The sequence below is a fragment of the Acidimicrobiales bacterium genome, assembly GCA_041394245.1.
Taxonomy (GTDB): Bacteria; Actinomycetota; Acidimicrobiia; order Acidimicrobiales; family Aldehydirespiratoraceae; genus JAJRXC01.
The window spans coordinates 205,512-224,717 of the sequence record JAWKIR010000002.1; the positions used below are offsets into that span (position 1 = coordinate 205,512).

General features: G+C 68.9%; 21 protein-coding genes and 1 pseudogene. 8 read left to right on the top strand and 14 right to left on the bottom strand.

Annotation, left to right across the window (positions count from 1 at the left end):
• Nucleotides 1-18: 18 nt before the first annotated feature.
• Together R2707_01145 and R2707_01150 are read right to left on the bottom strand one after the other, a co-directional pair.
• The gene (locus R2707_01145; GenBank protein ID MEZ5243674.1) at nt 19-948 is read right to left on the bottom strand and encodes a hypothetical protein; all 930 of its coding nucleotides are present in this window, start codon (nt 946-948) and stop codon (nt 19-21) included.
• A 15-nt stretch (nt 949-963) separates the two neighbouring features.
• Nucleotides 964-1,731 (bottom strand): universal stress protein, encoded by a 768-nt coding sequence (locus R2707_01150; GenBank protein ID MEZ5243675.1) that lies wholly within the window; start codon nt 1,729-1,731, stop codon nt 964-966.
• A 104-nt stretch (nt 1,732-1,835) separates the two neighbouring features.
• Here R2707_01150 and R2707_01155 point away from each other — a divergent pair, with 104 nt between their 5' ends.
• Entirely contained in the window at nt 1,836-2,255 is a 420-nt protein-coding gene (locus R2707_01155) for a universal stress protein (GenBank protein ID MEZ5243676.1), read from the top strand.
• Here the strand turns inward: R2707_01155 and R2707_01160 are convergent.
• From R2707_01160 to efeU, 5 genes are all read right to left on the bottom strand, one after another.
• Entirely contained in the window at nt 2,245-2,655 is a 411-nt protein-coding gene (locus R2707_01160) for a hypothetical protein (protein MEZ5243677.1), read from the bottom strand. The two genes, R2707_01155 and R2707_01160, sit on opposite strands and share 11 nt — an antisense overlap.
• Before the next feature lie 7 nt (nt 2,656-2,662).
• Nucleotides 2,663-3,886: an acetyl-CoA C-acetyltransferase gene (locus R2707_01165; protein ID MEZ5243678.1), complete on the bottom strand. Its 1,224-nt coding sequence runs from the start codon at nt 3,884-3,886 to the stop codon at nt 2,663-2,665.
• Nucleotides 3,887-3,976: 90 nt separating this feature from the next.
• Nucleotides 3,977-4,747, bottom strand: coding sequence for an enoyl-CoA hydratase-related protein (locus R2707_01170; GenBank protein MEZ5243679.1), 771 nt, complete (start codon nt 4,745-4,747; stop codon nt 3,977-3,979).
• Nucleotides 4,748-4,769: 22 nt separating this feature from the next.
• The gene (locus tag R2707_01175) at nt 4,770-5,471 is read right to left on the bottom strand and encodes a cupredoxin domain-containing protein (GenBank protein ID MEZ5243680.1); all 702 of its coding nucleotides are present in this window, start codon (nt 5,469-5,471) and stop codon (nt 4,770-4,772) included.
• A gap of 18 nt (nt 5,472-5,489) precedes the next feature.
• A complete protein-coding gene (gene efeU / locus R2707_01180; protein ID MEZ5243681.1) occupies nt 5,490-6,362 on the bottom strand; it encodes an iron uptake transporter permease EfeU in 873 nt (290 codons plus the stop codon).
• 150 nt (nt 6,363-6,512) lie between these two features.
• Here efeU and R2707_01185 point away from each other — a divergent pair, with 150 nt between their 5' ends.
• Nucleotides 6,513-8,633 carry a PEP/pyruvate-binding domain-containing protein gene (locus R2707_01185; GenBank protein MEZ5243682.1) on the top strand — a complete coding sequence of 707 codons (2,121 nt, stop codon included), beginning with the start codon at nt 6,513-6,515 and terminating at the stop codon, nt 8,631-8,633.
• Nucleotides 8,634-8,672: 39 nt separating this feature from the next.
• On the top strand, nt 8,673-9,488 hold the full coding sequence (locus tag R2707_01190) for a hypothetical protein (GenBank protein MEZ5243683.1): 816 nt from the start codon (nt 8,673-8,675) through the stop codon (nt 9,486-9,488).
• On the opposite strand, the gene R2707_01195 is transcribed toward R2707_01190, so the two are convergent.
• Entirely contained in the window at nt 9,489-9,845 is a 357-nt protein-coding gene (locus R2707_01195) for a helix-turn-helix transcriptional regulator (GenBank protein MEZ5243684.1), read from the bottom strand.
• Between the two features lie 107 nt (nt 9,846-9,952).
• Nucleotides 9,953-10,309 (bottom strand): hypothetical protein, encoded by a 357-nt coding sequence (locus R2707_01200; GenBank protein ID MEZ5243685.1) that lies wholly within the window; start codon nt 10,307-10,309, stop codon nt 9,953-9,955.
• A gap of 133 nt (nt 10,310-10,442) precedes the next feature.
• Between R2707_01200 and R2707_01205 the strand changes: the two genes are divergently transcribed.
• Entirely contained in the window at nt 10,443-10,973 is a 531-nt protein-coding gene (locus R2707_01205) for a phosphoribosyltransferase family protein (protein ID MEZ5243686.1), read from the top strand.
• Here the strand turns inward: R2707_01205 and R2707_01210 are convergent, their stop codons facing one another.
• Nucleotides 10,974-11,348: a hypothetical protein gene (locus tag R2707_01210; GenBank protein ID MEZ5243687.1), complete on the bottom strand. Its 375-nt coding sequence runs from the start codon at nt 11,346-11,348 to the stop codon at nt 10,974-10,976. It abuts the gene before it with no gap.
• A gap of 19 nt (nt 11,349-11,367) precedes the next feature.
• Nucleotides 11,368-11,937, bottom strand: a pseudogene (locus R2707_01215) (DsbA family protein).
• Between the two features lie 96 nt (nt 11,938-12,033).
• Here R2707_01215 and R2707_01220 point away from each other — a divergent pair.
• Nucleotides 12,034-12,897 carry an NAD(P)-dependent oxidoreductase gene (locus R2707_01220; GenBank protein ID MEZ5243688.1) on the top strand — a complete coding sequence of 288 codons (864 nt, stop codon included), beginning with the start codon at nt 12,034-12,036 and terminating at the stop codon, nt 12,895-12,897.
• Nucleotides 12,898-12,924: 27 nt separating this feature from the next.
• Here the strand turns inward: R2707_01220 and R2707_01225 are convergent, their stop codons facing one another.
• The 3 genes from R2707_01225 to R2707_01235 are packed head-to-tail and all read right to left on the bottom strand — an operon-like array spanning nt 12,925 to nt 16,257.
• Nucleotides 12,925-14,268, bottom strand: coding sequence for an ABC transporter substrate-binding protein (locus tag R2707_01225; protein ID MEZ5243689.1), 1,344 nt, complete (start codon nt 14,266-14,268; stop codon nt 12,925-12,927).
• Between the two features lie 47 nt (nt 14,269-14,315).
• Nucleotides 14,316-15,656: an ABC transporter substrate-binding protein gene (locus tag R2707_01230; GenBank protein ID MEZ5243690.1), complete on the bottom strand. Its 1,341-nt coding sequence runs from the start codon at nt 15,654-15,656 to the stop codon at nt 14,316-14,318.
• Between the two features lie 10 nt (nt 15,657-15,666).
• Nucleotides 15,667-16,257, bottom strand: coding sequence for a WHG domain-containing protein (locus R2707_01235; protein MEZ5243691.1), 591 nt, complete (start codon nt 16,255-16,257; stop codon nt 15,667-15,669).
• 83 nt (nt 16,258-16,340) lie between these two features.
• Between R2707_01235 and R2707_01240 the strand changes: the two genes are divergently transcribed.
• The 3 genes from R2707_01240 to R2707_01250 all read left to right on the top strand — a co-directional run bounded on the left by R2707_01240 (nt 16,341) and on the right by R2707_01250 (nt 19,200).
• Nucleotides 16,341-17,531 (top strand): amidohydrolase family protein, encoded by a 1,191-nt coding sequence (locus R2707_01240; GenBank protein MEZ5243692.1) that lies wholly within the window; start codon nt 16,341-16,343, stop codon nt 17,529-17,531.
• Between the two features lie 113 nt (nt 17,532-17,644).
• Entirely contained in the window at nt 17,645-18,568 is a 924-nt protein-coding gene (locus R2707_01245; GenBank protein MEZ5243693.1) for an oxidoreductase, read from the top strand.
• Nucleotides 18,569-18,576: 8 nt separating this feature from the next.
• Nucleotides 18,577-19,200 (top strand): methyltransferase domain-containing protein, encoded by a 624-nt coding sequence (locus tag R2707_01250; protein ID MEZ5243694.1) that lies wholly within the window; start codon nt 18,577-18,579, stop codon nt 19,198-19,200.
• Nucleotides 19,201-19,206 lie beyond the last annotated feature (6 nt).

Sequence of the window (19,206 nt, forward strand, 5' to 3'; positions counted from 1 at the left end):
GTCTTCCAGGGTCGAAGGTCACACCAGGACGAGGAAGAAGGCCGCATACGTCACCACCAGCAGCGAACCGGATCGCCAGTCGTGCACCCGGATCCGCGTGATCACGACGGTGACCGAGGCAACGGCGACCAGAGCAGCGATCGCCGCCGGGAAGACATCGGCGGAGGTCACCGCGACGGGGAAGAGCAGTGGGCCGATCGCGATGGACAGGGTCGCGTCGACGAAAGACGAGCCGAAGATGTCGCCGATCGCCATCTCGACCTCGCCTCGGCGCACCGCGGTGATGTCGAAGACCAGTTCGGGCAGCGACGTGCCGATCGACGCGAGAAAGAAGCTGACGAGGAACTCGGGCGCGTTCCATTCCTCGGCCAGGTGGACGAGGGCCCACAGCGAGACCATCGCGGCAACGGCGACGGCCCCGAGCGAGACGAGCGTGCGGAGGATCAACCGGCCGCGTGGCGATGGCTCTTCGGGGAGCGAGAGCTGATGGGGTCGGCGGATGCGGCGGAACGTGAACCACGAGCCGAACACCCAGAGCCCGATGAGCACCGCGGCGTCGGTGCGGCCGAACCAGTCGTCGGCGGTGACGACAGCGATCACCGCGATCGCGGTGACGCTGAGCCAGCCGACCGAGGCGATACCGCGAGCCGTGACGATGATCGAGCCGACGATCAGGGGAAGCAGCCCCAGCACCAGGGTCGTCTGCGTGGCGGCCGAGCCCAGAGAGTCGCCGACGTTGACGTCGCCGTGGTCGGCCCACGAGGAGACGATCGAGTTCGCGATCTCGGGAAGGTCGGTGCCGATCGCGAGCACGGTCATGCCGATGACGAACGGGGGCACCCTGGTGCCCGACACCAGCTCGGTCGCGGACTCGACCGCGTGGCGGCTGGCGACGATCATTGCGCCGAACCCGGCGATCAGCGCCATCAGGAAGAGGGCGATGGTCATCGGAAACGCGTCGTGTCAGCGATGGCGTTCGACGTTCGGTCCGAGGATCAGCACCGGGACGTGCGAGCGGGGAATGACGGCGGCGCCCACGCTGCCCTGGATCAGGCGTCGGAACCCAGTTCGTCCGTGGCTGCCCATCGCGAGCAATGCCCCGTCGGCCTCCTCGAGAAGACGGTCGGCGACGGATTGGCCCGGCGCCGTCGTCAACACACGGACCTTCGAATCGTCGCTCTCGCCTCGCGGCTCGGCGTCGGTGTCGGCGACGTGGACCAGGTCGACCGGCACGTTCATGTCGTAGCCGAGCCGGGTCGACCAGTAGAGGAGACCCTCCTGGTCGTGGTCGGGATCGACGGCGACCACGATGCGGTCGATCGGCGCGAGATTCGGGCACTTCGGGCCCAACACCACGACCGGTGACGTCGCCGCGGCGATCAGGCTGTCGGTGATGGTGTGACGGAAGCCCTCGTCGTCGAAGGGCTCTGCGGTGGTGGCGATGCAGACGAGACCTCCGGTCGACTCGTCGGCGAGCGTCGTCGCGACCGTCCGGGACTGCACGATCCGGCGCTCGACATCGGCCGAGAGGTCGCGGAGTTGGTCGTCGAGTCGCTCGACCAGCGCCGGTGCCTCGCTGCGAAAATCGGAGATCACGCTCACCACGACGAGCTCGCAGCCGAGCACGCCGGCGAGCTTCGAGGCGAGTGGGACCGCCCGCGTGGACTCGGCCGTGCCGTCGACCGGCACGACCACGGCACGGACTCCGGCGCTGGGGTCGTCGATCGGCATGACGGCATCCTCGCCGCCGGGCACCCGTCGGTGCAGTGTCCAAGGTCCCGAGGACCGGACCTTTGGCACTGTCGGTCATCGCCCGGGTCGGCAATGATCACCGCATGGAAACGATTCTGGTTGGCATCGACGATTCACCGAACGCCCGACGGGCGTTGCGTTGGGCACTTGACCATGCCCACGAGGGCGACAAGATCGTGGCCGTGCACGTGTGGCACATGCCGCCGGTCGGTGGCTTCGATGCCACATTCCTGGACCCGGCGGTCTTCGAAGAGGGGGCCCGGCAGGTCGCCCACGACGTCGTCGCCGATGTCGTCACCGATGCCGAGGCCGACCGGGTCGACGTCCGCGTCATCAGCGGTCACGCCTCGGGCGTGCTCGTCGATCAGGGCCGTACTGCGGATCTTCTCGTGATGGGTTCGCGAGGGCGGGGCGGCTTTGCCGGACTGGTGCTCGGTTCCGTGACGACGGGTGTCGTCAACCACGCGTCGTGCCCCGTCGTGGTCGTACCGCCTACGGACTGAGCCGGGCGCGGCGAGCGGCGAGTACGGCCATCGCCAGCAGAATCGACCCGCTGACTGCGGTGCCCGGCAGCGCCGACGGCAACGACGTGAGCGTCATCGCCAGCGACAGTGTGAGCGGTCCGACGAGCTGCATCCGCGTGACCGGTCGACGCATTGCGAGACGCGTCCCGACCACGGCGAGCGAGACGGCGGCGACGAGCCAGAGCAGACCGGCCACGCGGCCCGGCCACGAACCGGCGGCCGGCCAGACGTCGTCGTAGTGGAAGTTCTGGATCTCGAAGAGCCGCCAGCTGATCACCCAGCCGAGCAGGTGGACGACACCGTGGAGCGCGAGCAGGAACCCGAAGACCTGCTCGTTCTCGGCGAGGTCGTCGACCTCGTCCCGGCTCGACTGGGCCATCCGGAGGTCAGACCCGCTCGATGATGATGGCGGGGGCCATGCCGCCGCCGGCACACATCGTGATGAGACCGATCTGCTGGTCGCGCCGCTCGAGCTCGTCGAGCACCGTGCCGATCAGGATGGCGCCCGTTGCGCCGATCGGGTGGCCGAGCGCCATCGCCCCACCGTTCACGTTGACCTTGTCGCGGTCGAGGTCGAGGTCGCGCATGAACTTCTCGGAGACGACGGCGAACGCCTCGTTGACCTCGAAGAGGTCGATGTCGGCGAGGGTCATCCCGGCCCGTTCGAGCACCTTGCGGGCCGCGGGCACCGGCGCGTTGAGCATCAGCGTCGGATCATCGCCCATGTTGGCGGTGGCGACGACCCGGGCCCTCGGGGTGAGCCCGTGTGCCTTCGCGTAGCTCTCGCTCGCCATGAGGATCGCGGCCGCTCCGTCGACAACGCCCGACGAGTTGCCCGCGTGATGCACGTGCTGGATGTCGACGTCGGGGTACCTGCGGTTGATCAGCTCTCGGAAGGTGGGGGCGTCCTCGCTGTGGCGGTAGTCGGCCACCGCCGGAAAGCTCGGGGCGAGCGCGGCCAGCGACTCGACCGTCGTCTGCGGACGCGGGAACTCCTCGTGGTCGAGGGCGACCGTGCCATCGAGATTGAGAACGGGGATCAGGCTCTTGTCGAAACGTCCTTCCCTGATGGCGACGTCGGCGCGGCGCTGCGACTCTGCGGCGTGGGCGTCGAGCGCCTCGCGGGAGATACCCTCGATCGTCGCGATGGCGTCGGCGCAGACGCCCTGGTGGCTCTGCGGGTGGATTTCCATGAGATGGGCGTTGTTCGCGCCCATCGGCAACAAGCCCTTCTTGGGCAGCGACATCATCTCGGTGCCACCGGAGACGACGAGGTCCTCCATGCCCGCCATCACGGCGTTGGCCGCGAAGTTCGTGGCGGTGATGCCGGAGCCGCAGAAGCGGTCGAGGGTGACACCGCTGGCCGTCACGTCGTAGCCGGCATCGAGGGCAGCCATGCGGCCGAGGTCGCCGGACTGCTCGACCACCTGGGAGCTCGTCCCCCAGACGACATCGTCGACGTCGGCGGTGTCGAACCCGTTGCGGTCGCGCAGTGCCTCGAGCACGGTGCGGCCGAGGTGCTGGGGGTGCAGGTGCGACAGCGCGCCCTTGCCGTGCTTGCCGATTCCACGGGGAGTGCGACATGCGTCGATGATGTATGCGTCAGCCATGCCGTCAACCTATTGCGGATGCCGGTCAGCGGCGAGTTGTAGCGGGTGTCTGACACCGCTGTGGCGGGTGTCTGACACCGGTGTGGCGGGTCAGTCGATGCCGTCGAAGTTGGCGGGGCGCTTCTCGGCGAAGGCGGTCATGGCCTCGATGTTGGCGGGGGCACCCATCAGGACGGCGAATTCGCCGTTCTCGCGTTCGTGGGCCTCGTGGAGCAGGGCCCGCACCGGGTCGACGATGGTGCGCTTGCACGCCATCAGCGAACTGATCGGGCGGGAGGCGAGTGTGCGGGCGTGCTCCATCGTGACCTCCATGAGGTCGTCGGGCTCGCACACCTTGAACGCAAGGCCCATCTCCTTGCACTCCTCGGCGCTCAGCCACTCGGCGCTCATCAGCGCCCATGTGGCGTTCTGACGGCCGATGAGGGCCGGGAACGTTGCACTGCTGGCCAGCTCGGGCGCCACCCCGAGCGTGGTGAACGGGCACTTGAGCCGGGCACTGCTCGACATGAACACGAGGTCGGCGACGCCGAGGATCGTGGCGCCGAACCCGAGGCCCATGCCGTTGACGGCCAGGACCAGCGGCTTCGGGAAGTCGATCAGGATCTTCGTGAGCCCGGCGAAGCCGTGGGTCGACTCGATCGTCTCGCCCATGGCCAGGCGGCCCATTTCGATCACGTCCTGGCCGGCCGAGAACGAGTCGCCGCTGCCGGTGAACACCACGACGGCGACGGTCGGATCGTCCTGTGCGGCGAGCAGGGCTTCGGCGGCGCCGTCCCACATGGCGATGTTCATCGCGTTCTTCGCTTCGGGCCGCTGCAGCGTGATGATGCGGACCCGGCCGTCGTTGGTGACGTCGATCATGGCGTCACCCTAGGGCGCGGCCTCAGGCCGCAGGAACCTGGAACGATCCGGTCATGCCGAGTTCGACGTGTTCCTTGTCGGTCGCCGGGTCGATGAGCACACACACGTAGGTGTAGGTGCCGGGTTCGGTGAACGTGATCGTCGCGCCCCCGACCGCGCCGGGCTTGGTGGCCCCGACCTCACCGATGCCCTCTCCCTGCGGGTCGAGCACCTCGAACTCGTGGTCCTGGCCGCCGCGGTTCGTCATCTCGAACCGGATGGTCTCGCCGACCACGACATCGGAGAGGTCGAGGTCGTTGTAGGTGAAGTCGACGGCTTCGAACTCGATCGTGCGGTCGGCGTCGGCCACCTCCTGACCGCCGGCGCCCACGACGGTGAAGGTCGAGGCGAAGCCCTCACCGACCTGGCCCGGCTTGCACACGAGTCGATACTCGCCGGCGGACAGGTCGAGCGTGAGCGATCGCTGGGTCCCGGTCGTGACGTTCTCGACCTCGTTCACCACGTCGCCGTTCTCGCGCAGGACGTAGAGCTCGCTCACGTCGCTCGCCTCGTTGACGAACTCGAACTCGATGCGGCCGGCCGGGAGCTCGGAGTCGGCGATCAGGCACCCGTCGTCGGTGCCGCGGACGCTGGTCACGGTGTCGGCGCTGTCGGTCGAGCAGGCGACGGCGGAGAGGGTCAGAGCGACGAGGACGCTCGTGAGCAGGCGGTTGTGGTGGGACATGGAGGTTCTCCGGGAAAGTCAGGCGGCCGACGTCGCGGCGACGGGGGCAGGGCGAACGACCGGCCGCAGGAACAGGGCCATGGTCGGGATCAGGTAGACGAGATAGGTGCCGACCTCGAGCGTGGTCATCTGTGGGCCGAGGTTGAAGATGCCCTTGACCAGGGTGCCGTACCAGCTGGTCACGCGATAGCCGCCGATGTTCCAGGCCAGGCTGTCGAGGCCGGGCAGGATGTCGGCCTCCTGCAGGTCGTGGACCCCATAGGCCAGCACGCCGGCGGCGATCACGATGAGGGCCGCGCCGGTGAAGCGGAAGAAGGTCGCGAGGTTCAGGTTGACCACCCCGCGATAGATCAGCAGTCCGGCCGCGATCGATGTGGCGATGCCCAGGACGGCACCGATCGCCGGACCCGCGCCCGAGCCCTGTGCCTGGAAGGTGGGATAGAGGAACAGTGCGGTTTCGAGACCCTCCCGCCCGACGGCGAGCATCGCCGCGACGAACACGCCACCGGCCCCGAGGGCGACGGCGGCTTCCATCCGGTTGTGGAGGTCGCCCTTGAGCGTGTGGGCGGCCCGCCGCATCCAGAAGACCATCCAGGTGACGAAGCCGACGGCGACGATGGAAAGGATGCCTCCGAACGCCTCCTGGGCCTCGAAGGTGAGGCTCGCCGAGGTGAAGTGGAGCACCGCACCGAAGGCGAACGAGATGACGACGGCGAAGGCGACCCCGCCCCACAGCATCGGAATCCGGTCGCGGTGACCACCCCGCACGAGGAACGAGTAGAGGATGCTGACGACCAGTGAGGCCTCGAGGCCTTCTCTCAGCCCGGTCAGGAATGTCTGGAACATGGTGCCCCGATTGCGGAAAGGGTCGGCGACGGGCTCGGTGCCCATCGCGATGATGATAGGCAACCCTAACAACCCCGCTGGTGGCAACCTCGGCGCGGAGAAATCTTGCGACGAGGTCCGCTGCGCTTGCGTGGCGAGATCGGGGCCAACAAGATGCCGCGGCGATCGCGATCGGTCGGGCACAGGGGGTCCTGCGTGAGTACAGAGCCGGTGCGGGTCTCGTTCGCCGCTGGATCCGACATCGAGACCGAACGACGCATCGCCCTGCTCGGGGGGAAGGGCGCCGCCCTGGTTCGGATGGTCGAGTTGGGGTTGCCCGTGCCGCCCGGGTTCGTCCTCACGACCGCTGCCTGTCGAGAGGCGCTCGTCGGCGACGGCAGCCGCTTCGACGCGGAGTTGTTCGCGGGGCTGGCGGAGCTGGAGGCCACGGTCGGGCGACGGCTTGGCGATCCGGCATCGCCGCTGCTCGTGAGCGTGCGTTCGAGTGGGCCGGTCTCGATGCCCGGGATGATGGACACGGTGCTCGACATCGGCGTCACCGACGCGGTCCTGGCGGCCATGGGCGAGCGGGCCGGCGACGGGCGGTTCGCTCCCGACGTTCGCAACCGCTTCATCCGTTCGTACACCGCCGCCACATCGGTGCCCGACGCGGACGTGCCGACGGATTCCGCAACACAGCTCCGGTCGGCGGCACGCGCCGTCGTCGCGTCATGGATGTCCGACCGGGCGCAGACGTTTCGCCGCGTCGAGGACCTCGGCGACGAAGCCTGCACGGCGGTGATCGTCCAGGCCATGGTCCTCGGCAATCTCGGCCCCGCTGCGGGGACGGGGGTGGTCTTCTCGCGGGACCCTTCCACCGGTGCTCCCGGCCTGGTGGGGGACTTCCTCGTCGGCGCGCAGGGGGACGACGTCGCCGGAGGAACGCACGCGACCCGACCCATTCGGGAAATGCGAGACCTGTGGCCGTCGGTGGCCGAAGAGCTGGAAGCGGCGGCGACGGTGCTCGAGCGCGACCTCGCCGACCTCGTGGAGATCGAGTTCACCATCGAGGCCGGCAGTCTCTGGCTCCTTCAGGCGCGCCGAGCGACCCGCAGCGCTGCCGCGGCCATGCGCATTGCCGTCGACATGGCCGAGGATCCGGCATTCCCGCTGACGCGGGCCGAGGCGGTCGGCCGCGTGCGCGACCTCATCGACGGCACGCCCCGCGGCCCTGGCGACGACCCCGACGACGACCCCGACGACGACCCAGACGATGTCGAGGTCCTGGCCTTCGGGTTGGCGGCCTCGCCGGGTCGGGCCGTCGGCGCCGTGTGCACGTCGGTCGACGACGTGTTGGCATCTGCGAGGCGAGGCGATGCCGTGGTGCTGTTCCGACGGGACACGGCGCCCGCCGATGTCGCCGGGATCGCCGCCGCCGAGGGCCTCGTCACCACTCGGGGCGGCATCGCGAGCCATGCTGCGGTCGTCGCCCGCGGGTGGGGGGTGCCCGCAGTCGTCGGCGTCGCCTCGTTGGAGATCGACGCATCGGGGATCCGTGTGGATGGCCGACGTCTCGCCAGCGGCGAGATCGTCACCGTCGACGGCGACGGTGGCCGAGTGCTCCGCGGTGCGCATCCGGCGGCGTTCCGGGAGGCCGCCGATGCCCGCGTGCTACGGGCATGGCGCGCCGATGTCGGCGGACCAACGCCACCGGCTGCGTCCGAGCCGGCTTCGTCTGCGCCGCTCGTGGTCGAATCGGCGACGCCCGAGGCGTGCGAGCGCGTGCTGGCGCTGAAGGGCGTCGCCACCGCCGCAGCGATCGCCGCTGTCCTCGGTTGTGCGATCGACGATGTCGAGGAGACGATCGCCGGTCTCCTCGCGGCGGGCGAGATCGACGAACTCGCCGGGGGAGGACTCCGGCTGCGCCCCGCCGGGATTGCGCGGGTCGACCGGCGCTACGCCCTCGCCGCCGTTCGCCTCGCGCCGAGGATCTCCCACCTGCTCGTCGACTTCCGTGGCGTGAACGGCCGCTTCACCCGGCTTGTGACGCAGTGGCAGGTGAGCGGTCCTACACCGGACCTGGTCGCGAGGCTACGCGACGAGATCCATGCCGAGATCGAGCCGATCATCGATGCCGTGGCCGTCGACGAGGCTCGGTTCGCCCGGTACCGCGACCGACTCTCGGCCGCGCTCGGTGCGATCGACGACGGCGATGTGGAGATGATCGCCGATCCGCTTCGCGACAGCTACCACACGGTCTGGTTCGAGCTGCACGAGGAGCTCATCCGCCTGTCCGGGCGCACTCGCGCCGACGAGGCCGCAGCAGGCCGGGCCTGAGCCGGGAGCGCGCCGATCCCGGGGAACTAGGGTCGCGTTGTGAGTAGGGACTGGTTCGATCCTTTCGGCATCCGCGGCAGTCGACTCGACCCGGTCGTCGTCTTCACCAACGCGCTCAGGGGCCAGGGGCCGGCCGGCCAGTCGGCGGAGTTCGTCTCGACCACGATCGCTCGGCGGATCGTCGGCCGCACGGTGCGTATCGATGCCGGTGTGGAGATCACCGCGACGATCGAGGCGGTCGACGAGGCCCGTCCGCCGGCGCCGCTCGCCGCGATTCCCACCGGCGCGGTCGAGGTCCCGATGTGGGAACGGGTCCGGGTCCGGCTGCATGCGATCAGCGTGGGGGATCGGCAGATCGAGCATGCGTCGCTCGATGCACACGACATCCGTGTCGTCGGCGTCAACGGGCAGGCGATGCGGGTCGCATCGACCGGTTTCTCCGCAACGGTCCGGTCCGACGAGGTGGTGCGATGGGCCGGCGAGATCGAGGGCGACCATCGCGTCCGCGTGCATGCGGGTCGCCTCGAAGTGACCGATCGCCGCTTCCGACGCTGGATCTGGGTGGAGGTCGGGCTGGCCGCACACGACCAGAAGGTGTTCGTGTCGCCGATGTCGCTCCGGGCGTTCGGCCGGGCCATCCCGCTCCCGGGGTGGTTGCGGCGCACGATCGAACGTCCCGCGCCCTGGTTGCCGTCGGCGCTGCGGGTCGAACGGGTCGACGTCGGCGCAAACGATGTGGTCGTCACGGGGACGATGGCGAACAGCGTCGTGCCGGTCGACCTGGCCCGAGTACTCGCCGATCTCGGAGCCGAGCGCACGATGTCGGTGTTGCGCATCGTCACCGGCGACCGGTGATCAGTCCTCGGCGTTCTCCACCATGAACGACTCGTAGATCCTGATGAGGACCTGCTTTTGATCGGTGGTCAGGTTCTCCTGGGCCCTGATCGTCTCGATCAGGTCGCTGGCCCGGTCCTCGTCGAGGATGCCGGCGCGGACGTAGAGCGACTCCGCCGAGACCTCGAGGGCGCGGGCGATCTGCTGGAGGATCTCCGCCGACGGGCGCTTCAGGCCCCGCTCGATCTGGGACAGGTAGGGGTTCGACACGTTGGCCAGGTCGGCGAGCTTGCGAACGCTGAGTTCGGCTTGGCGTCGTTGTTCCCGGATGTGGTCACCGAGATCCTGCCAGGCGGCTCGTGGGTCCTTCTCGCTCATCGGCTTGCTCGCTCCATCTCGGTCGGGGAGAACGCGTGGCGACCGGGTCACCAGTGGTGACCCGGTCGCCGGGGGGGATCGTTCGAAGGCGTGACGCCTCCGGGCCGTCAGGCCTTGGACTTGGTGGCGGTCTTCTTGGTGCTCTTGGCCTTGGGGGTGGCCTTCTCGGCAGGAGCGGCCTCGGGGGCGTCGATGCCGATGAAGTCCCACGCCTTCGCACGGTTGGTGGCGAGACGGCCGGCGACCTGCTCGGGCAAGCGGCCCTCGAACTCGGCCGCACGGGGCTCGGTGCGGGCCCGGAAGTCCGTGAGCACCTCGGTGGCCTGCTTGCGGGCGATCGAGGTGTGTTCGCCGACGAACTCGGGGGTGGGCAGCTCGCGGCCGACGATGGCGTCGGTGATGAGAAGGTTCACGCCGACGGCGGTGTAGGCGGCATCCTTGACCTGATCGAGGACTGCGGTCATTGTTTCGACTCCTGAGAGATGGTTGGAAGATGTTGGGGGATGGAATCCGTCGCTGCCTGCAGCGATCGGATGTGCTAACTGTAGCTAGCAGATCCGCGATGTCAACCACTTTCGCTAACAAAAGTTTGCACTCGTGCTGACCCGAGTACACGTCATGGGCTCCTACTGGAGCGACGACGCCGATCGCCGGTCGGCCCTCGGCGCCCTCGTCGCCGACGCGAAGGATCTCGAGAGCGAGGCGGCCCTGGACGAGCTCCGTCGTCGACTCGTCGACTTCGTCGGCGCCCTGGCGCTGGGAGAGAACCCGGTCGTGGTGCCGGTGCCGCCCGGACCGCATCGCGACGCCCACCCGGTCCCGGCGCTCGCGGAAGCGGTGGCGGGTCGGCTCGGTGTGCCGCTCGCCCCCGTGGTCGATCGGCGTCACGACACGCCAAGACTCCGGGACACGCCGATCGATCGACGCCTGGCGGTCGTCGAGGCGGCCGGCTACGTCGTCACCGGCGATGTCGTCGGCCGTTCGGTGGTGCTCGTCGACGACGTGATCCTCACCGGGACGACGCTGCGCCATCTCGCCGAACTCCTGGTCGCGGCCGGCGCGGCCGAGATCATCGCGGTGGTGGTCTGCCGGACCCGTCTCGCGGGGCCACGCCGGATGGACGGCTGATCAGTCCGACGGTCGGCGCAGCGCGTCGATGCCCGTGTGGAACGCGCCGATCGGCGGGGTGGGGACGCTTGCGTCGATCGTGAGTCGATCGATCACCGACACCACATCCGCTCGGTCGGCGAGCGAGTCGACCAGGGCTCGGGCGAACTCGTCGCTCGGGACGGCGCCGAGCACGGTGACGGTCGCGTCGTCGATCTCGACGGTCACGGTCCCGACGACGAAGCGTTGCTCGTTGTCGACCTCGGTCGTGCGGTCGAACGCGACCATGAGCCAGAGCCCTGCGAGCGCGCCGAGCACCGCGAGCGCGGCGACCACGGTGAGGATCGGTCGGCTCGCAGGCGATGGAGTGTCCGCGCCGGGGGTCACGGTTGCCATTCCGACCGGTCGCGGTTGCTCAGGTGCCCCGCCGTTCGAGCAGGCGCTCGATCCAGCGAGAGATGGTGTCGACCTCCTGGGCGCCCTGGACGGGAAGCACCTCGTCGATCACCATCGTCGGGACGGCGGTGATGCCCTGCCGGACCGCGTCGTTGTGTTCGGCGAGGACCTGCTCGGTCAGTGTGCGTTCCCGTTCGGCGGTGAGCGACAGGAACTCGTCTCGGTCGAGGCCGACGTCGGCGGCGAGTTCGCAGAGCACGGCCCAGTCGGAGATCGTCCGGTTCTCGGTGAAGTAGGCCGACAGCAGCCGATGGTGGAAGGCGTCGCTCGCCCCGGGGTCGATCAGGGCCAGCGACTTCGCGGCGACATGGGCCGGGACACTGCTGACCGGCTGCGGATTGTCGGTCGCCCACACGTTGAGGACCGCGCCCGGCTCGGCCGCCGCCGGGCGGCGCCACGACTCGGTGTAGGCGACGAACTTCTCCTGATCGGTGCCCTTCGACTCGGTGCGCAGGAGGAACGATTTCCACGACACGTCGATTCCGTCGCCGAAGCGTCGCTGCAACTCGTCGAGACGAACCGTCCCGACATAGCACCAGGGTCAAAGGAAGTCGGACCAGGCGACGATGCGGACGGGATCGGGCATACATCGACCCTACCGACGTTTTCGGGCCAGAATCAGCCCATGAGATGCGCATTCATCGGCCTGGGGGTCATGGGGTTTCCGATGGCGGGTCATCTCGCTGCGGCGGGCCACGACGTCACCGTCTACAACCGCACCTCGGCCAAGGCCGAGCAGTGGGTCGCCACGCACGGCGGCGCCGCCGCGCCCACGCCCGCGGCTGCAGCACAGGGATGCGAGTTCGTCTTCCTCTGCGTGGGCGACGATCCCGACGTGCGGGCCGTGACGACGGGCCCCGGGGGAGTGCTCGAGACGATGGCCGCCGGCTCCGTGCTCGTCGATCACACAACGGCGTCGGCCGATGTCGCCCGCGACGTCCATGCCGCGGCCGCCGAGCAGGGCGTCGGCTTCCTCGACGCCCCGATCTCCGGAGGGCAGGCAGGTGCGGAGAACGGCGTCCTCACGGTCATGTGTGGTGGCGATGAGGCCGACTTCGATCGGGCGGCACCGGTCATCGACGCCTACGCGCGGGCCTGCACCCTCCTCGGCCCGTCGGGCTCGGGTCAGCTGTGCAAGATGGTCAACCAGATCGCGATCGCCGGACTCGTCCAAGGGCTGGCGGAGGGCATCGACTTCGCCGTGCGCGCCGGTCTCGACGTCGGCACGGTCGTCGAGACCATCTCGAGGGGCGCCGCCGGCTCGTGGCAGATGGAGAACCGGGCGACGACGATGGCGGCGGGCGAGTTCGACTTCGGGTTCGCGCTCGACTGGATGCGCAAGGACCTCGGCATCTGTCTGGCCGAAGCCGATCGCATCGGTGCCTCGCTGCCGGTGACGGCCCTCGTCGACCAGTTCTACGCTCGGCTCCAACGCCAGGGGCACGGGCGATGGGACTCCAGTTCGCTCATCTCGCTGTTGCAGGACTGACCGCCGGGTTCGCGACCGCCCGGGTCGTCACCCCTCGTCGAGGAGTTCCCAGGCGCCCGTCGCGGCGTCGAAGCGGGCCAGACGGAGGCCCTTGGCCGCGCCGAGATCGTCGGCGGTGAGCGACGCTTCGAAGTAGCCCGGCAGATCAATGGGCCCCAGCGAGCCGAGCGCCGCGGCGAATGTCTCGTTGGTCAGGTCGGGACCGGCTGCGGTGAGCGCAGCTTCGAGGATCCGGGCGATCGCACAGGCATACAGCCCGGCGGCCAGGTCGTTGGTCTCCGCGTCGAGCTCGTAGAACAGATCGTGGTCGCTGCCGGCCTCGAGCATGTCGACGCACGCCGCCACGTCGGGATCGTCGCCCATCGTCTCCTGGGCGGACGTCGCGACGGGGGTGTTGACGACGGCGAGGGCGCCGTCGAGATACGGCAGGTCGACCCCGGCCTCGATGAGCCCCGACGGACTCATCACGACCGTCAGGAGCCATTGGTCCGTCTCGTAGTTCTCCGACTGGGCATTGAAGATCTCGAGCGGCACGCCGGTGGTCGACACGGTGAAGTCGACGCCGGCCTCCTTCATGCGCTCGTAGACGAGGGCCTGGTCGCGGGCCGTCTCGGCGAGATCCGTGTCGTTGCCGCCGATCAGTCCCTCGACGACGTCGTAGCCCGCGTCGCGGAACGCGTCGACGATCGTCTCGTACTCGATGACGCCCACGTCGACCGAGCCGACCACGCCGATCGTGGCCCCGTCGAGCACCCCCTCGGCCTCGACCAGGGCGACGAGGTTCGCAGCCTGGGTTTCGTAGGACGCCCAGAGCGTGGCGTAGGGGGCATCGGTGCGCGCCATGATCGGATCGGCCATGCCGGCGACGACGACCGCGGCGGTCGAATTCAGTTCGGTCAGGCAGAGGACCTGGTCCTCGAGCGCCTGGCCCACGACCACGAACACCTCGTCGTCCTGCGTGAGTTCCACGCACGCCTCGTCGAAGCTGGTGCTCCCGAGTGGGAGGAACTCGGTGCCGTGTATCTCGAGCATCCGACCGTTGATGCCACCCCGGGCGTTGATGTCCTCGAGCGCAGCGGTCCACAGGTCGAGCGAGTTCGTCCGGCCGAAGTCGACGCCGATCTCGGCGAGTGTGTCCCAGTCGACGGCGGTGATGCCCACCCTGATCACCTCGGGGGTGACGCCGCGGAACGATGCGGTCAGGTCGGCCTCGACGGCGGTGGTCGTGGTGTCGGCCACGTCATGGTCGACTTCGCGTTCGACGGGCCCGGTCGCAGGCGTCGGCGACTCCGACGAGCCACAGGCTGCGACGAAGAGGGCGAGCGCGAGCGTGACGCCGCCGAGAGGGGTCAGGACGCGTCGAGATGCCATGCCTCCCAATCGGAGGCAGCGGCCTCAACGTGAGGGTGACGTCCGCCTCAGCCCGGATCGACGGGCATCCACACGCCGGTGGCGGCGTCGAACCGGACGAGGGTGAGTCCCTTCGCGGCGCCGTAGTCGCCGGGGCCGATCGTCGCGTCGAAGTAGCCGGGAAGATCGATGGGACCGATGGCCTCGAGACCGGCCTGGAACGATTCGTTGGTCAACTCGGGGCCCGCGTTGGTGAGCCCGGCTTCGAGGATGGTCGCGATGGAGCAGGAGACCAGGGCTGTCGCGATGTTGTTCACGGGCGGTTCGAGCGAATAGGGGAGCGGGTGGTCGGTACGGGCCCGCAGGTCGTCGACGCACGCAGCGATCAGAGGATCGTCCCCGATCGACGGTTGGGCGCTCGTTCCGGTCGGTGTGTTGACGACGGCCAGCGCGCCATCGAGGTACTCGTGGGGCACGCCGGCATCGGTGAGACCTCGTCCCGACATCGATGTCAGGAGGAGCCACTGGTCCGGCTCGTAGTCGGCATCGAATGCGTTGGCGATCTCGAGCGGTACCCCGGTCGTGGAGACGGCGACCGTCACGCCCTCGTCCTGCATGCGCTGATAGATCAGGGCCTGCTCCCGAGCCGACTCGGCGAGGTCGTCGGCGTTGCCTCCGATGAGCCCTTCGACCGGATCGAATCCGGCCGCACGGAACGCATCGACCATCGACCGGAACGCGCTCTCGCTGACGTCGATCGACCCGATGACGCCGACGCGCTGGCCTTCGAGGACGCCGGCCTGGCGCATGATGTCGACGAACGCGTCGGCCCGTCCGGCCTGGTCGTCGACGAGGCTGATGTAGGGAGCTCTTGCCTTGCCGAGCCGTTCGTCGTTCATTCCGCCGGCGACGATGGCGGCGGTTTCGTGGATGTCGGTGAAGCACAGGATCTGTTCGTTGAGCGCGATGCCGACGACGACGAAGACCTCCTCGTCCTCGGTGAGCTTCACGCATGCGGCATCGGCTTCGGTCGAGCCGACGGGGAGGAACTCCGTCAGCACCGGCTCGAGCATGCGGCCGTGGATGCCGCCCCGGTCGTTGATCGCCTCGAGCGCAGCGATGCCGAGGTCGCCGTTGTTGGACACGCCGAACTCCACGCCGAGCGCGGCGAGCCGGTCCCAGTCGTAGGCGAGGACGCCGACCTTGATGGTTTCCGGTGTGACGCCGCGAAAACTCGCGGTCAGCTCGACCGGTTGGGTGGTTGTGGTCGCGTCGTCACCTGTGGAGCTGGTCGTCACCGCGTCGGTCGTGGAGGTCGCAGGCGAGGTCTCGACCGCATCGTCGCCGCAGGCTGCCGCGATCAGGCACGAGGCGACGAGCGGGGCGAGGAGCGGACGGAGGCGAACCATCCGCCAATCCTTACGTGACCACCGTCACTTGGCCAGTCGGCTCGGGGGTGCCGACCCGCACTCCCTGGAGAAAGTGACGGACGAGGTACTCGAAGCTCTGGTCGTGGCGCCCACGCCCGAGGGCATCGGCGGCCTCGAGGGTGCTGAATCCGTGCAGCGCGGCCCGCAGTGTCCGTCCGGCCGCGGTGGCGTCGGCCCCGGAGAGACCGAACGACGAGAGCACCCGGTCCATGGTCTCGATGGCACCACGGCCCGCGGCTCGCTTGTCGGCGCTGTCGACCTTGCGGAGGGAGAGTGCGTAGCGTCCGGGGTTGGCCGTCGCCCAGTTGCGGTAGGCGTGGGCGAAGGCGGCAACGGCGTCGGCGCCGGCGACACCGATCACCGAGTCGCGCAGCGTCTCTCCGAACTCGGCGGTGACGGCGAGGGCGAGCTCGTCGAGCAGGCCGGACAGACCGTCGACATGGCTGTAGAGCGATGGCGACTGCACGTCGAGGGCATCGGCCACGGCCTTGAGGCTCAGGGCATCGAGCCCGTCGCGGTCGACGATCGTGAGGGCGGCGGCGATCACGTCGTCCTTGTCGAGTCCGCGTCGTCGGGCCATGGCAGTGACTGTAGTGGTTGAATTGGCATAGGTCTATGTCTAAGATGCTTAGGTACCTACGAGACGAGTGAGGGCATCAACACATGGCTGAGCGCTACACGATCATCTCCGCCGACAGTCACGCCGGCGGCAACATGTCGATGTACGAGGAGTACCTCGCCGACGAGTGGAAGGACGCGTTCGCCGAGTGGCGGGGCGCCTACTCGAACCCGTACCGCGATCTGCAGGACGACGGCCGGACCCGCAACTGGGACAACGAGCGTCGCGTGCAGGAGCAGTACGACGACGGCGTTGTCGCCGAGATCACGTTCCCGAACACGGTGCCGCCCTTCTATCCGACCGGCATGCTCATCGCGTATCCGCCGAAGGACGCCGAGGAGTACCGCCGTCGGCGGGCGGGGATCGATGCCCACAACCGCTGGCTCAAGGACTGGTGCGACGAGTACCCGGCCCAGCGGTGCGGTCTGCCCCAGATCTTCCTCGAGAACATCGACGACGCGATCTCCACGCTCGAGTGGGCGGCGGCCGAGGGCTTCCGGAGCTTCATGATGCCCCATGTCGCCCCCGACGTGGACCTGCCCGGGCTCTGGTCGCCGCACTGGGACCGGCTGTGGGCCGCGGTCCAGGACCTCGACCTGGTCATGACCCAGCACGGCGGCAACGGCACGCCCAACTATGGCGACGATCCGGCGTCGGGCCTCATCTTCTTGATGGAGGTGCCGTTCTTCGCCCACCGCAACCTGTCGCATCTCATCATGAGCGGCGTCTTCGAGCGCTTCCCGAACCTCAAGTACGTGATGACCGAGCAGGGCACGGCGTGGGCCATCGAGGAACTGCGCCGCATGGACATGTACCACATGCAGATCTCGGGCGGCCGGGTCGGTGAGCTCGGGTTCTCCGCCGACATCGTCTTGCCGATGAAGCCGAGCGAGTACTTCGACCGCAACGTCTGGATCGGCGCCTCGTTCCCCTCACCGGCCGAGGCCGAAGCGATCAAGACCCTGGGCGTGCACAAGGTGATGTGGGGATCCGACTACCCGCACCACGAGGGCACCTACCCGTACTCGGTCGAGTCGCTCCAGCGTGCGTTCCACGAATGGGACGAGGCCGACATGCGACGGGTGCTCAGCGACAACGCGGCCGAGCTGTATCGCTTCGATCTCGACGCCCTGGCACCGATCGCGGCCGAGCACGGTCCGACCGTCGACCAGGTGGCGACCCCGTTGGCGGAGATCCCGAAGAAGGCGACGAGTCCGGCGTTCTTCAAGAAGTGACATGACCGCGGAGTGCGGTAGTGTCACTACTGCTGTCCGATTGGGGGATCGGACGTCGATGGCGCTTCCCACGGGAGGCGCCATCGTCGTGTCCGGCCTCATAGGCTGGGTCCATGGCCTGGAGCACTGCGGACATCCCCGACCAGTCGGGGAGCGTGGCGGTCGTGACCGGCGCCAACGGCGGGCTCGGGCTCGAGACGGCGCGGGCGCTCGCCGGCGCCGGCGCCCACGTGGTGATGGCCGCTCGCGACCAGGCCAAGGCCGCGGCGGCTGCGGCCGACATCCGTGGCACGCATCCTGATGCGGCGCTCGAGATCGTCGCTCTCGACCTCGGATCGCAGGCGAAGACGAAGGCAGCGGCCGATCAGATCGTCGCCGCCCATCCCGAGATCGACCTGCTCGTCAACAACGCCGGAGTGATGGGGATTCCCCGGACCCTCACCGCCGACGGCCACGAGATGCAGTTCGGGGTCAACCATCTCGGCCACTGGACCTTCACCGCTCGTCTCCTGCCCGCGTTGCGAGCCTCGGGCGGGGCTCGGGTCGTCACCGTCACCTCGACCGCCCACCATGTCGGGCGGGCCGTCGATCCCGACGACGTCGAGATGGAGAAGGGCTACGGCGACTGGAAGGCCTACGGCCGATCCAAGCTGGCCAACTGGCACTTCGGCCTCGGACTCGACCGGCTGCTCCGCTCCGAGGGGTGGCCGGTCGAGAGTCTGATCGCGCACCCCGGTCTGAGTGACACCGACCTCCAGGCGACCAGCGTCGAGAACTCCGACGGGAAGCCGCTCGCCAAGTTCTTCCACTCGATGGCTGCCGCAACCGGCATGAGTCCGGCCCGGGGCGCGCTGGCGCAGTTGCGAGCGGCGACCGACCCGGCGGCAAAGGGCGGCGAGTTCTACGGCCCCCGCTGGATGAACACCGGCAACCCGGTACGTCTCCCGATCCTGCGGCGACTGGGGATGGACCGGGCGATCGCCACCCTGTGGTCGGTGAGCGAGGAACTCACCGGCGAACGGATCCTGCCGGAGTGACGAGCGGCGTGACCCCGGATCCTCACGACCGGTTCCCGACGGGATTCTACGACCGTCAGGATCCCGACGACGAGGGGTTCTACGTGCCGGCTCGCATGGTCACCCACATCGACGACGCGGCCATCGCCGCGGTGGGTGCGCTCTATTCGGAGCTGGGCATCGACGGCGAGGTCCTCGACCTCATGGCATCGTGGGTGTCGCACTTCGACGCGGCGCCGAGGTCGCTGCACCTCCTGGGCATGAACGCGGCGGAACTCGCGGCCAATCCGCTCGCGGCCGGCGCCGTGGTGCACGATCTGAACACCGACCCGACGTTGCCGTTCGACGACGGGTCCTTCGACGACGCCGTGTGCTGCGTGTCGATCGACTATCTCGTCCGCCCGATCGACGTGCTGCGCGACGTCGCCCGGGTGCTCCGGCCGGGTGGGCGGTTCGTGTGCACGTTCTCGAATCGCTGTTTCCCGACCAAGGCCATCCGGGGATGGCTCACGAGCGGCGACGAGGCCCACACCCAGATCGTGAGCGAGTACTACCGACTCGCCGGCGTCTGGGGCGAACCGGTGGCGCAGCGCCGCACACCGGTCGGGCATCGAGGCGACCCCCTCTTCGCGGTGTGGGCCGAGCGGGTGTGACCGACT